11 protein-coding genes are annotated in these 13383 nt (G+C 62.3%); 2 read left to right on the top strand and 9 right to left on the bottom strand.

Annotated features, from left to right (window positions below):
* Positions 1-178: 178 nt before the first annotated feature.
* Both JFT66_RS15610 and trmA read left to right on the top strand, forming a co-directional pair.
* Complete coding sequence (locus JFT66_RS15610; protein ID WP_034117796.1) at positions 179-1474, top strand: NCS2 family permease; 1296 nt, start codon at positions 179-181, stop codon at positions 1472-1474.
* Positions 1471-2550 (top strand): tRNA (uridine(54)-C5)-methyltransferase TrmA, encoded by a 1080-nt coding sequence (gene trmA, locus JFT66_RS15605; protein ID WP_034117795.1) that lies wholly within the window; start codon positions 1471-1473, stop codon positions 2548-2550. Before JFT66_RS15610 ends, trmA begins: the two co-directional genes overlap by 4 nt.
* A 121-nt stretch (positions 2551-2671) precedes the next feature.
* Here trmA and JFT66_RS15600 read toward each other — a convergent pair whose 3' ends face one another.
* From JFT66_RS15600 to JFT66_RS15560, 9 genes are all read right to left on the bottom strand, one after another.
* On the bottom strand, positions 2672-3136 hold the full coding sequence (locus JFT66_RS15600) for a DUF2442 domain-containing protein (RefSeq protein WP_153839424.1): 465 nt from the start codon (positions 3134-3136) through the stop codon (positions 2672-2674).
* The gene (locus tag JFT66_RS15595) at positions 3133-3561 is read right to left on the bottom strand and encodes a DUF4160 domain-containing protein (RefSeq protein WP_034117793.1); all 429 of its coding nucleotides are present in this window, start codon (positions 3559-3561) and stop codon (positions 3133-3135) included. The genes JFT66_RS15600 and JFT66_RS15595 overlap by 4 nt, the downstream gene beginning before the upstream one ends.
* A gap of 134 nt (positions 3562-3695) precedes the next feature.
* Positions 3696-5024 carry a TolC family outer membrane protein gene (locus JFT66_RS15590; RefSeq protein WP_198859577.1) on the bottom strand — a complete coding sequence of 443 codons (1329 nt, stop codon included), beginning with the start codon at positions 5022-5024 and terminating at the stop codon, positions 3696-3698.
* On the bottom strand, positions 5021-6346 hold the full coding sequence (locus JFT66_RS15585; RefSeq protein WP_198859576.1) for an HlyD family type I secretion periplasmic adaptor subunit: 1326 nt from the start codon (positions 6344-6346) through the stop codon (positions 5021-5023). Before JFT66_RS15585 ends, JFT66_RS15590 begins: the two co-directional genes overlap by 4 nt.
* Positions 6343-8091 (bottom strand): type I secretion system permease/ATPase, encoded by a 1749-nt coding sequence (locus JFT66_RS15580; protein WP_198859575.1) that lies wholly within the window; start codon positions 8089-8091, stop codon positions 6343-6345. The genes JFT66_RS15585 and JFT66_RS15580 overlap by 4 nt, the downstream gene beginning before the upstream one ends.
* Positions 8092-8262: 171 nt before the next feature.
* Positions 8263-8883 carry a heme acquisition protein HasA gene (locus JFT66_RS15575; protein WP_034117789.1) on the bottom strand — a complete coding sequence of 207 codons (621 nt, stop codon included), beginning with the start codon at positions 8881-8883 and terminating at the stop codon, positions 8263-8265.
* A gap of 81 nt (positions 8884-8964) precedes the next feature.
* Positions 8965-11622, bottom strand: coding sequence for a TonB-dependent receptor (locus tag JFT66_RS15570; RefSeq protein ID WP_198859574.1), 2658 nt, complete (start codon positions 11620-11622; stop codon positions 8965-8967).
* A 164-nt stretch (positions 11623-11786) separates the two neighbouring features.
* Complete coding sequence (locus tag JFT66_RS15565; RefSeq protein ID WP_162524957.1) at positions 11787-12785, bottom strand: FecR family protein; 999 nt, start codon at positions 12783-12785, stop codon at positions 11787-11789.
* A gap of 63 nt (positions 12786-12848) precedes the next feature.
* The gene (locus JFT66_RS15560) at positions 12849-13370 is read right to left on the bottom strand and encodes an RNA polymerase sigma factor (RefSeq protein WP_034117786.1); all 522 of its coding nucleotides are present in this window, start codon (positions 13368-13370) and stop codon (positions 12849-12851) included.
* Positions 13371-13383 lie beyond the last annotated feature (13 nt).

The following is a 13383-nucleotide window of genomic DNA, read 5'->3' as shown; positions in this document are numbered from 1 at the left end:
CAGTATGCCTCAAGGCCATGATCGAGAATACGCAGCCCATGCGCCACACGGCGTCGGCTGCTGGTATGATGCGCCGCTTTTTCCGATCCTCTCTGAAACCACAGGCGCTTGGCGCAATTTGTGCTTTGACTTAGAGGTCAACAAATAACGACGCAAAATAGCGTCACAGGGAGCCGGTATGCTGGAAAAGCTGTTTCAACTCAAAGCACACAACACCAATGTGCGCACCGAGATTCTCGCGGGTATCACCACATTCCTGGCCATGGCCTACATCCTGTTCGTGAACCCGAGCATCCTCGGCGAGACCGGCATGGACAAGGGCGCGGTGTTTGTCGCGACCTGCCTGGCGGCCGCCATCGGTTCCACCGTGATGGGCCTGATCGCCAACTACCCGATTGCGCTGGCACCGGGCATGGGCCTCAACGCCTTCTTTACCTACACCGTGGTCCTGCACATGGGCCATACCTGGCAAGTGGCGCTGGGTGCGGTATTCATTTCGGCGGTGCTGTTCTTCCTGCTGTCGATCTTCCGCATCCGCGAGTGGATCATCAACAGTATCCCCCTGCCCCTGCGCTCGGCGATTGCCGCCGGTATCGGCCTGTTCCTGGCGCTGATCGCCCTGCACAACGCCGGTATCGTGGTCGCCAACCCGGCCACCCTGGTGGGCCTGGGCGACCTGAAACAACCGGCGCCGATCCTCGCCACCCTCGGTTTCGTGCTGATCGTTGCGCTGGAAGCCCTGGCAGTACGCGGCGCCGTGTTGATCGGCATACTGGCGGTGACGATTGTCTCGATCCTGCTGGGCGTCACCCCGTTCGGCGGCGTGACCTCGATGCCACCGTCCCTGGCCCCGACTTTCCTGCAGCTGGATATCAAGGGCGCGCTGGATATCGGCCTGGTCAGCGTGATCTTTGCCTTCCTGTTCGTCGACCTGTTCGATAACTCCGGCACCCTGATCGGCGTCGCCAAGCGCGCCGGCCTGATGGGCAAGGACGGCCACATGCCGAAAATGGGCCGGGCGCTGATCGCCGACAGCACCGCCGCCATGGCCGGCTCCTTGCTGGGCACCTCGACCACCACCAGCTACATCGAATCCGCTGCGGGCGTGAGCGCCGGTGGCCGCACCGGCCTGACCGCCATCGTGGTCGCCATTCTGTTCCTGCTGGCGCTGTTTTTCTCGCCACTGGCGGCCAGCGTTCCGGCCTTCGCCACCGCGCCAGCGCTGCTGTTCGTTGCCGTGCTGATGACCTCGGGCCTGGCCGAAATCGACTGGGACGACATTACCGTTGCAGCGCCGGTGGTGATCACCGCCCTGGCGATGCCCTTCACTTACTCCATCGCCAACGGCATTGCCTTCGGTTTCATCGCCTGGACCGCCATCAAGCTGCTTTCGGGCCGCTACCGTGAGCTGAACCCGGCACTGGTGATCCTGTCGATTCTGTTTGTGATCAAGCTGGGCTGGTTCAACGCATGACTTTTGACGCCGCAAGCTACACCGCTCAACTGCAAGACAAGGTCACGCGCCTGCGTGACCTGCTGGCACCGTTCGACGCACCGCAGCCGCAGGTCTTCGACTCGCCCCTGCAGAATTTCCGCCTGCGCGCGGAGTTCCGCCTGTGGCGCGAAGGCGGTGAGCGCCACTACGCGATGTTTTCCCAGGACGACAAGCGCACGCCGATCCTCATCGAAGAGTTCCCCATCGCCAGCCAGCGCATCAACCAGTTGATGCCGCAACTCAAGGCCGCCTGGCAAGCCAGCGCCGCTCTGAGCCACAAGCTGTTCCAGGTGGAGTTCCTCACCACCCTGGCCGGCGACGCGATGATCACCCTGTGCTACCACCGCCCGCTGGACGAGCACTGGCACACCGCCGCGAACAAGCTGGCGGCTGAGCTGAACGTGAGCATCATCGGCCGATCCAAAGGCAAGCGCGATGTGATCGGCCATGACTACGTGGTGGAACAACTCGATGTCGGTGGCCGCACCTTCAGCTACCGCCAACCCGAAGGCGCCTTCACCCAGCCCAACGGCACGGTGAACCAGAAGATGCTCAACTGGGCGTATGAAGCGCTGGGCGAGCGCCCGGACGATTTACTGGAGCTGTACTGCGGCAACGGCAACTTCACCCTGCCGTTGGCCACCCGCGTGCGTAAAGTGCTGGCCACCGAGATCAGCAAGACCTCGGTGAATGCGGCCTTGAGCAACCTCGATGAAAACGCGATCAGTAACGTCACCCTGGTGCGTCTCTCTGCCGAGGAACTCACCGAAGCGCTGAATGAAGTGCGCCCGTTTCGCCGCCTGCACGGCATCGACCTGAAAAGCTACGAATTCGGTAGCGTTTTCGTCGACCCACCCCGCGCAGGCATGGACCCGGACACCTGCGAACTGACCCGGCGTTTCGATAACATCCTCTACATCTCCTGCAACCCGGAGACGTTGGCGGCGAACATTGCGCAACTGCATGACACGCACCGAATTACCCAGTGCGCGATGTTTGACCAGTTCCCGTGGACGCACCATATGGAGTCGGGTGTGTTGCTGACGCGCCGATAAATCTGCGGGTATAGACATAATAATGGGGGAGCGGGCTTGCTCGCGAATGTGGCCTACCAGGCGACAGATTCGGTGACTGACACGCAGCATTCGCGAGCAAGCCCACTCCCACATTGGTTATTCATGTGTCTGTTGTATCTGAGGTCTCCGGTACTTCCTTGCGTGGCCGGCCACCCTTCTTGCCATTGGCGCGGGCGGCGGCGGATTTGGCGGCGCTGCTTTTGCGGCCATTGCGCGATGCCACCAGGCTGGTTGCCAGGTCCATCAGAGGCTGGCTTGTAGCGATCAGGCCTGTGATCGAAACATCCAGATCCTGAGCCTCACAGCTAATAGCCTTGCCACCGAAAGTCACTTCCAACTGCTGGAAATCCTTCTCTGAAAAGCCTTCGAATTCCGGCAGGCCAGCCACCGGCAACGTGACGCGGCTGCCGTCGCTGAAGCCAATGGAGATGCTGTCGTTCTCATAGCGTACATTGCTGGCGTTGGCGTACAGGCGCTTTAGCCTGCGGCCACGGGCTATCGCCTTGTCAACGTCGGCTTCAGTGAGAGGTACATAAGGTTTGACCTTAGCTTTTACGATCTTCATAAATTAATCCCCACGCAATCTGGCGCTCTTACCAGATTCAAAATAGTCCGTTGCTCGACAACGTCGTGCCGGGCGCTTGCGATGACGTAGACACCCGGTCGAATGACCAACCCTGGAACCAATTCACCCGCGTCCCAATTCCAGGAATGATTCTCCAGGCAAACCGTTTGCAGTTTTTCCCACCAAATCCTGCGTGCCCGCGCCAGATAATGCCGCTGCATGATCACCTGGCGTATTTCCTTCAGAACCGCTATGGGTGGCCGCCTTCGTTCAGGCTCTACATCCCACAACTCAACGTCCCCATCCAGAAAACTGAAACGAAACCGCGCATCCCACTCCTTGCCCCTCACATGTACATGAGGCGGACAATGCTCATCCCTGACAAACACCGAAATGACATAGCCTTTGTAAGCACCTACTCTCATCGTAACCCATCCGTTAGGTTATTTTCCGCCAGGTAACAATTTCCCTCTGCCACCCGACAACCGGCTCCTTTTCCCGAAGCTGTTTCACAGATTAGTAACCACAAAAAACCCGGCGAATGCCGGGTTGTAACCACTCATGCCGAGGGTTGGAAGTACCCGGCCAGCGTTCGTAAGTCCTGCTCGCTCAGCAACCCGGCGTAATACTTCAACTGAATGCGCGCCAGCAGGTACGCATGCCGCGCATTCGCCAGGTCGCGGCGGGCGGTGAACAGTTGTTGTTCGGCGTCGAGCACGTCGAGGTTGACGCGCTCACCGCCACTGACGCTTTTCTTCGTGGCGGCCACCAGCGCCGTGGCGGAACTGACTGCCATTTCATAGGCCCGCACCTTCGCCGCGCCGCTGGTGTTGAGGTTGAATTGCTTGCGCAACTCTACCAGCGTGGCGGCGGTTTGTGCGTCCAGTTCGTACTGGGCCTGGGACAGTTGGTTGGCCGCCTGGCGTGTGGTGGCCGACACCGACCCGCCGGCAAACAGCGGCAGGCTGACCTGAATGCCAATGCTGTTGGTGTCGTACTTCTGGTTGTAGCTGCTTTCTGAATCGGAGCTGGTCTGACGGCTGCTGGCGTACAGGCTGACCTTGGGCAAGTGCCCGGCGCGCTTGCGCTCCACTTCGTAAGACGCCACGTCCAGCGCGTGGTGCTGGGACTTGAGTTCAGGGTTGTTGGCCATGGCCAGTTCACGCCAGGTTTCAAAGCGATTCGGTTCCAGCGGCGCGATATCGAATTGACGGGCCAGGGGTGCCAGCTCTTCGAGCTGCAGCGGCTGGCCGACAATGGCCTCCAGCTCGCGCAAGGCGCTGTCCTGTGTATCCAGGGATTCGATTTCTTCGGCCTGGGCCAGGCTCAGGCGCGCCTGGGTTTCGAGCACATCGGTGCGCGTGCCTTCACCGCCTTTAAGCAGGCGATCATTGAGTTGCAGGCGTTCGGCATAGGCGCGTTTTTGCGCTCGGCTCAACTCTATGCGTTCCTGGGCCAGCAACGCCTGGCTATAGGCGCCCAGCACACGCACGGCCAGCTCCTGGCTCTTGCCGCGAAAGCGCTCGTCGGCCATCAACGCTTGAGCCGTGCCCTGGCGAAAGCGTGCATAGGCTTCGTAATCCAGCAGCGGTTGTTGCAGGGTCAGCGTCGAGGCGTAGCTGCGGTAATTGCGGTCGCTGCTGACATTACCGAGGGCGGTGCTCTGGGTGACGTCGGACTCATTGCGCGAATGGTTGTAGCTCCACGACAGGTTGGGCAGCAGTGCCGCTCGGCCGATCACGCGGTTTTCTTCACCGGCTTCACGTTCCTGGATCGCCGCTTGAAAGGTCGGGTCGTTGCGCAGGGCCAAGTCATACACGTCCAACAAACCCAGGGCCTGCGCCGCCGGTGTACAGCTCAAACAGAGGGTGAACAACAACGCCTTCATTCTTCCACCAGGGCCATGTGGGTGCGGTCCAGCAACGGTTTGAACAGGTAGTTGAGCATCGAGCGCTCACCGGTCTTGACGAAAGTTTCCACCGGCATGCCCGGGCGGATCTGCACGCCGTCCAGTTGCTGCATGCCGGCCGCACTGACCTGGGCACGCAACGTGTAGTACGGCTCATCGGTGCGCTCATCGACCTGACGGTCGGCCGATACCAGCGTGACCTCACCCGCCACCCGTGGCGTCGTGGACTGGTTGAACGCCGAGAACATCAATTCCACGGGCAAGCCCGGGTGCACCTTGTCGATCATCTGCACCGGTACACGCGCTTCCACCAACAGCGGCTCACCCTGGGGCACGATATCCATCAGGGCCTGGCCGGGCTTGATCACGCCGCCCTCGGTGTACACCTCCAACCCCACCACGACGCCAGACGCCGGTGCGCGTACCAGGCTGTTGGCCAGTTCGAACTCGGCCGAAGCCAGGCGATTGCGCAGGTCATCGCTGCGGGTGCGGGTCTCGGCCAACTGGCTGCGCAGGTCTTTCTGGAAGTCTTCACCGAGCTGGCGAATGCGCAAACGCAATTCCAGCACCTGGCGTTGCAACTGGCCGATGCGGCCGAAATCCTCGGCGATGGCGCCGTCGATTTGCGCATACAGCCGCTCGCTGTCGAGCAGGCGATTGCGTGGGATATAGCCGTCGCGTGCCAGCTCGCGCAGGCCCTGTAGTTGCTCATTCAACGCCGCTCGCTGTTGCACTTTGCTCGCCTGGGAATCCCGCGTGCCGCGCAACTGCGCCTCAAAACCGCCGATGGTTTCGCGCAGGCCCGCCTGTTCGGTGGCGAGTGCCTGGGCGCGGCTAGCGAACAGCTGCCGTTGCAGGCTCAGGTTCGCGGCGGCTTCGGGAGCAGCCAACAACTCAGGCGCAAACTCGATGGCCGGCAAACCTTCGCTCTCTGCATTCAAGCGCGCTTCGCTGGCCAGGGACGCAAGGTACTGGCTGCGCAGTGACTGCATCTGCCCGCGCAACGGGGTCTCCTTCAAACGCAGCAACACCTGGCCGGCGCTGACCCGGTCACCGTCACGCACCTCGATACGCTCGACGATCCCACCCGCCGAGTGCTGCACCGTCTTGCGATGGCCCGAGACCATGACCTTGCCCGACACGGCCACGCCCTTGTCCAACGGGGCCAGCGCCGCCCAGCCGAGGAACCCGGCAAAGCCCCCGAGCACCAGCCACCAGCCCAGGCGTGAGTATTTTTTGTCATCCAGCGCCAGCACGTTGTGCGGCGGGTCGCTGACCCATGTGGGTGTGCTCTGGCTCATGCGTGTTTTCCTTCACCGAGGCGGTAGCTCATGCTCATGGTCGATACCGGTTTGGTCGCCAAAGGTTTCTGCCGCGCCTCCAACACCCGCGCCGTCGGGCCGAAGGCCTGCATCTGGCCGTCCTTGAGGATCAGCAACTGGTCGGTCAGGCTCAGCACGTTGGGCTTGTGGGTAATCAGGATCAGGGTGCGGCGCTGTTGCTTGAGCTGGGCGATGGCTTGCAGCAGCGCCTGTTCACCGGCTTCATCGAGGTTGGCATTGGGCTCGTCCAGCACGATCAGCGCCGGCAGGCCGTACAGCGCACGCGCCAGGGCCACCCGTTGTTTTTGCCCACCGGACAAGCCCGCGCCGCCTTCCCCCAGTTGGGTGTCGTAGCCTTGCGGCAGTTGCAGGATCAGCTCATGCACGCCTGCCATTTGCGCGGCAGCGAGGACTTTGTCGGCATCCACCGCTTCAAAGCGCGCGATGTTTTGCGCGATGCTGCCGGCGAACAACTGAATGTCCTGGGGCAAGTAACCGATATGCGGGCCCAGTTGCTGCTTGTCCCACAGGGCCAGGTCGGCACCATCGAGGCGCACCTTGCCGGCCAGCGGTGCCCAGGCTCCCACCAGCACCCGGGCCAGGGTGGATTTACCGCACCCCGACGGGCCAATAACACCGAGTACATCGCCCGCTGGCAGGCTGAACCCCAGGTTGGCCAGCGCTGGCCGGCGGCTACCGGGTGCGCAGGCGCTGATTTGCTCCACGCTCACCTGGCCCTTGGGCACGGGCAGGCCCATGCGTTGCGGTCGCGCCGGGTTTGCCTCCAGCATCAGCGACAAGCGCTCATAGGCCAGGCGCGCCGAGCTCCACTGCTTCCACACGCCGATCAACTGGTCGATGGGGCTGAGCACCCGGCCCATCAGGATCGACCCGGCAATCATCATCCCCGGGGTGATATCGCCCTGCACCGCCAACCAGGCGCCCAAGCCCAGCACCAAAGACTGCAGGGCCAGGCGAACGCCCTTGGACCAGGCGGTGACAACGGCGGTCTTTTCACTGGCCAGGTTCTGCTGCACCAGAAACGCCTTGTGTTGGCTGAACCAGCGCCCGCGCAAAGTGGCGAGCATGCCCATGGCCTCGATGGTGTCGGCATTGCGCAGGTTGGCCGTGGCCTGCTGGCTGGCGCTGATCGACAGTTGGCTGGCCAGAGCCATCGGCGCCTGGCTGACGTGATGGTTGGCCCACGCCAGGGCGATCAGCAACAGCGCACCGCCCAGCGCCAGCAGCCCAAGCCAGGGGTGGAACAGGAAGATCACCAGCAGGTACACCGGAAACCATGGCGCATCGAAAAAGGCGAACAACGCCTGGCCGGTGGCGAACTGGCGCAAGGTGGTCAGGTCATGCAAGGCCTGGCCCGCCGCCTGGGTGCCGCCCTTGAGCTGCGCTTCATAGGCGGCGTCGAACACACGCTGGTTCAAGCGCATGTCCATCTGCGTGCCGAGGCGAATCACCACCTGGCTGCGCACCCACTCCAACGCGCCCATCAAGCCGAACAGGCCGAGGATCATCAGCGTCAGCATCAGCAGGGTCATCTGGTTGCCGGAGGCCAGTACTCGGTCGTACACCTGCAACATGTACAGCGCCGGGGCCAACATCAGCAGGTTGATCACCGCCGAAAACAGGCCGATGTTGAAGAAGGCGCTTTTATAGGCCGTCAGTGCAGCCAGCATCTCATTCGCGCGCTTGGCACCGGGCCGAGTCATGGAGGTTGTCCCATTGAAGAGTCAAGCAAGGGCCCGCCCGGTGCGTTGACAGCACCGCTGGCGTACCCACAGAGTTCGCACCCGCCGCCGCCCTGGCCTTCGAAAAACTCGGGCAGCGACGGGGGTTTAACAAGGCCGATGAAGGAGTGATCGTTCATCGGCTTTTTTGCATCAGGCGGCCAGGGCGAAATCTTGAGGCGCATCCTGAATGCCGACCAGGCCCACATCGGCAGCGGCGAACGCAGCCGAGTCCTGATGCGCCACACCGGCAGCGGCCAGTTGATCGAAAGTGGAGTTGACCGACAGGCTTGGGTCGATGCCCTTGAGCAAGGTGTCGATCGCCGAGGCCAGTGCCGAGCTGTCACCGCTCATCAGGCCGTACACGATTTTGTGCACCTGGCCGTCACGGCCTTCGGCCTGCAGGCTCGACAGGCCCAGGTTGGTGAAGCTGACTTCCTGGTTGGCGATGGTGTAGCCACCGCTGGTTGCGCCACCGGCCAGGGTGTCACCCAGGGTCAGGCCGTCGAGCGAACCCCACAGCGTGTGCGACGGCGGGTTGAACAAGGTGTAATGCAGGCTGCCTTCAGCGACTACCGCCGCATCACTGACGCTGCTCGAAACGCCATATTGGGTGCCGTCGAACGGCCCAGGATTGAAACCACCGGTGTTCACACCCTCTTTGACCGAACCTTCACGGTGGTTGAGATCACCGAAGTAGGCCGACCAATCGCTCAAGTACTGGGCGACGGTGCTGGCGGCGTAGGTCGTGCTGTATGAAATAGAAATGCTCATGCAAAACTCCAAGTCATTGGGTGGTCACTCCGCAGCAAGCCAGTGCCTGCTGTGGTTTTGCCCGTCACTGGGCAAAAGCGGTCAGAACTGATATTCAACGGTGCCCTGCAAGGTGCGCCCACGGCCCAGGGTGAAGGCCAGCACATCGCCCAGCGGCACCAGGTAGGCGCGGTCGGTGACGTTTTCCATGGCCAGGCGCAGGGTCAGCTGGTCGGTGGCGCGGTAGCTGCCATAGAGGTCGTAGACGGTGTAGGGCTTCCAGTCGGCGGGGTAGACGCCGGTCTGCGAAGTGGTCACCCCGGCGCCGCCTTTCACGTAGTAGCCGGCGCTATAGCGGGCGCGAACACCCACATCCAACGTGCGCTCGAAGAACCGCGCGCCCAGCGTCGCAGTGCCGCGGTCCATGGGCATGTGTTCGGAGGAACCCAGGATCGCGCTGCAGCCCACGCCGGCATTGGCCGCATCGTCTGGCACCATCGCGTCCACCGGCGCACGGTTGCCCGGGCGCTTCTGGGTCTTGGTCACGCCGCCGAGCCAAGCGGTCTTGCTGCAGAATTTATTGCTGCCGAGCATGCGCGTGTAGTTGAACTGGCCGTAGGCAAACCCGGCGTCGTAGTCCAGCTGGTATTCGAGGCCACGGAAACGCGTGGTTTCCAGGTTGTTCACATACGCCGCACTGCCGATATTGACGTTGCCATAACCAGGCGGCTGCACGCCCAGGGCCATATAGGAAAAGTCATCGACCCGGGTGTTGAAGTAGGACACCTTCATGCCCGCGCGGTCATTGGAGAACAGCAGGTCTTCCTTGAGCACATTGAACCCGACTTCCCACGCGGTGGATCGCTCAGGCTTGAGGTAGGGGTTGGGGAAAATAAATTCCGAACCACCGCCGTGGGGCCGACCGCTGACCATGGTTTCGGTCACCGCCGGCGGGCGCCAGCCCTTGCCGTAGGTGGCAAAGAGTTGCAGCCAATCGACACCGGGCTTGATCGACAGGCCGAAGGTCGGCGAGAAGCGGCCTTCCTCCCGGTCCACGTCGTAATTGACCGGCACACCGATTTGGCGGGTGGTACCGATGATGAACGTGCGGGTGTTCAAGCCGGTTTCGCCCCGCAGCCGATAGCGGTCGTAGCGCAAGCCGGCGTTGAGGTTCAGCCAACCGTCGTAGTCGAAATCCAGGCGCCCGAACACGCTGCCCATCGCGCGGTCGCCTTTGGGCGTGATGCTTTCGGCCGCCGAGGCCGTCACCGCAGAGCCGGCCTCCACCGCCTGGTTGGAGTCTGGCCGGACCTTGTCGTAGAAGAATTCCAGCCCGTAGTTGGCCTTGAACGTGGCCAGCTCAGTCAGGGCAAAGGTCGAGATGTTCTGCGCCTGCAAGCCGTAGGTATTGGTTTGATAGGTCACCTCGTAACCCTTGCTGATACCCCGGGCCAGCGTGGATTGGTCATTGCGGGTGTCGACGTAGTAAAGCTTGGCCTTGAAGTCGATCAGCGGGTCGTCCGGCGCATAGCTGTAGTCCAGCGCGAAGTTCTGCGCCTTGACGTCGCTGCTGCCGAGCTTTTCCCATAACCGGGCCTTTTCGGCGGTCATCATATTGACGTCGTCGTAGTCGACGTCGGTGGCCAGGTAACTCAGTTGCAAACGCTGGTCAGCCGGCAGGTTCAGCCCGAGCTTGAGCAGGCGCGAACGCATCACCGACCCCGAATAGGCGACGGTGGTGTTTTTGATGCGCTCCTCACTGGCCGGAATAAAAGCCGCGCCGGTACGCAGCTCGCCGATACTGCCCTTTGTGCCTGGGTTGTAATCGCCGAGGTGACGCTCACTGGCAGCCACCAGCATGTCCCACACATCGGTGCCCACGGCAAACGCCGAGCTGCCGATGAAATGAGTGCCGTTGCTGCGCCCGCCCAACCCCGAGGTGAGGCGAATGCGCCCACCGATTTCCTTGCCATCCTTGAGCAGGTCAGCGGCCTCCACGGTACGAAAGTTGGCCACCCCGCCAATCACTCCCGCACCGCCCAGGGTGGAGGTCGCACCCTTTTCGATCACGACTTCGGACAACAACTCCGGGTCGACATACAGCGTGCCATTGCGCTGCTGGTGACCGCTTTGCTGGTAATTCTGGCGCATGCCGTCTACCGACATGTTGACCCGGCCATAGTCCTGGATACCGCGGATATTCACTGACAGGCCTGGGTCTTGCTGGCTGACGGCGGAGTAGACGCCCGGCGCCTCTTCAAGCATCTCGGCGGCATGCCGCGGCGGGTTGCGATCCAACTGTTCGCGCCCGACCACGCTGACCGAGCGCGGGGTTGAATACACCCAGTCCTGCGGGTGCAGGCCAGTGACCGTGGTGGTCGCCAAGGCCAGGGCACCGGCCTGTTGCTCAACCCGGGTCAAGGTGACCTGGCGCTCGCCGGTGAAACGATATTCAACCGGAGCAGCACCGAGCAGGCGGCCAAGCCCTTCCTGCACGTCGAAGCTGCCCTTGAGCGCAGCGCTGCTCAAACCTTGCAGGCGCTGGCTGTCGAACAACACTTGCAGGCCGGCCTGGTCGGCGAAAGCCAGCACCGCACTGCCGAGGGATTGCGCAGGGATATCAAACATCAACACAGCGGGCTGGGCCGCACCGGCGAGAGGCTGCACCGCATAAACCGGTGCGGCGGCGGCGAACAACCCCAGGTGAATGGCCAGGGCCAACCGGCTACCGGTAATACGCCCCTTGGTGAGTGCTGACATTTCTGATTATCCCTGCGCTAAGCGTTTTTTGTTTATGCGAATGCTTCTCACCTAGCAAGACGTGCGAGGTGCGGGAAGTCAGTAAGACTTTTTAGAAGTTTTTAACGCAGGGAGAAGAAACGGTAGGAGCCAGCCTGTTCACTCTTACCGATACAAGGGAAAGATCAGTAGATCAGGCTGAGGCCAGCCAGGTCCAAGCGTTGCACTTGAAGCTCATGGGCCAGGGTGCCGAGGGCGGTGTCGAGCATGTCCAGACGGAATACGCCGCTGACTTCACGCTCACCCAGGTCCGGGTTGGTCAACACCACCCGCCCGGGGCGGTAACGGTTGAGTTGCTCGATAACCTTGGCCAGCGGCTGCCGATCGAAAATCAGCACGCCTCGCCGCCAACTGGTGGCGCGGTCAATATCAAACTGATCAAGGCTGACCACACCGTCCTGAGGGCTGTAGCGCGCAGCCTGGCCTTGCTCGACGATGCGCTCGGCAGCGCCTTTTGTCGGCGCCCCCTGCACGGAAACCATGACGCTGTGCTGCAACACGCCGACCCAGGCTTGACCGTCGCCCTCGCGCTCGACCACAAACCGCGTGCCCAGCGCTCGGGTCTGGCCCCCGGCGCTGTGCACCACGAAAGGCCGGGTTTCTTCGCCCGCCATCGGCGCCACATCAAACACTGCCGAGCCCTGGAGCACGCTGACTCCGCGCTGCACCCCATCGTAATCCAGGCGGATCGCGCTGGCGGAGTCCAGTTCCACCGTACTGCCATCGGCCAGGTGCACCGTGCGCACTTCACCTTTGCGCGTGACGTAGTCGGCCTGCATGCGCAGCAAGGCGTCCGGCCCGCGCACCCAGCCGACGCCCGCTACCACCAGCACCAGCGCCACAGCGGCTGCACGTTGCCACGGCCGGCGGCGGTGGGAGCGGCGCACGGGTATGGCCGCCGTAGACGGGCGCTGTCGGTGTACAGAGTCGTCCTTGTGCACTTCGCCCAACGCCGCCCAGGTCTGCTCGGCAAAGCGCAAGGCCGCTTCGTGACGGCTGTCACGGGCGATCCATTGGCGCAACTCGGCCTGCTCCTGTTCACTCAAGGCACCGGCGTGCAGGCGCACCGCCCACTCGGCAGCCTCCTCGGTAATGCTGTGCTGTTGCGGACCTTGGCTATTCACGTGTGAATCTCGAATTTTCGTTATATAGACGCTGTGACGTCTGGCCTGGCATTTTTCGGTAATTCATTCGTCGGATGGCGCCACCTCGCCTTCCTGCAAGCGCTGCATCACATACGCCAGGGCCTTGGCCAGATGCTTTTGCACGGAGCTGTCGGAGATCTCCAGGTGCCGGGCGACTTGGGCGTGGGTCATGCCGTCGATACGGTTCAAGCGGAAAATCTGCTGGGTGCGCTCAGGCAACTCCGCCAGTGCCTGCTTCAATGCCTGTCGCTGTTGCTGCGCCATTGCCTGAGCCTCCAACCCGGCCACTTCATCTTCAATCTCGGCCAACGCTTCGTGGGGCACGGTGTCCGTCTTGCGCCGTGCTTCCTGGCGAATATGGTCGATCAGCAGATTGCTCGCCGTTCGATAGAGATAGCCCTGGGAGTTGTCGATACGCTCACCGGCCGGTTTTTCGGCCAGGCGCAGGAAGCTCTCCTGCACCAGGTCTGCGGCTAATTGCGGGTCCCGTACCTTGCGGGCCAGATACCCGCGCAGAGTATCGGCGTGCTTGAGAAACAGGCCCTTGAGATCCACGTCCGACAAACCGACTCCCTGG

The organism is Pseudomonas sp. MF6755 (genome assembly GCF_016405635.1).
In the GTDB taxonomy this organism is placed as follows: Bacteria; Pseudomonadota; Gammaproteobacteria; order Pseudomonadales; family Pseudomonadaceae; genus Aquipseudomonas; species Aquipseudomonas haemolytica.
This window is presented reverse-complemented; position numbering and strand designations above follow the sequence as displayed.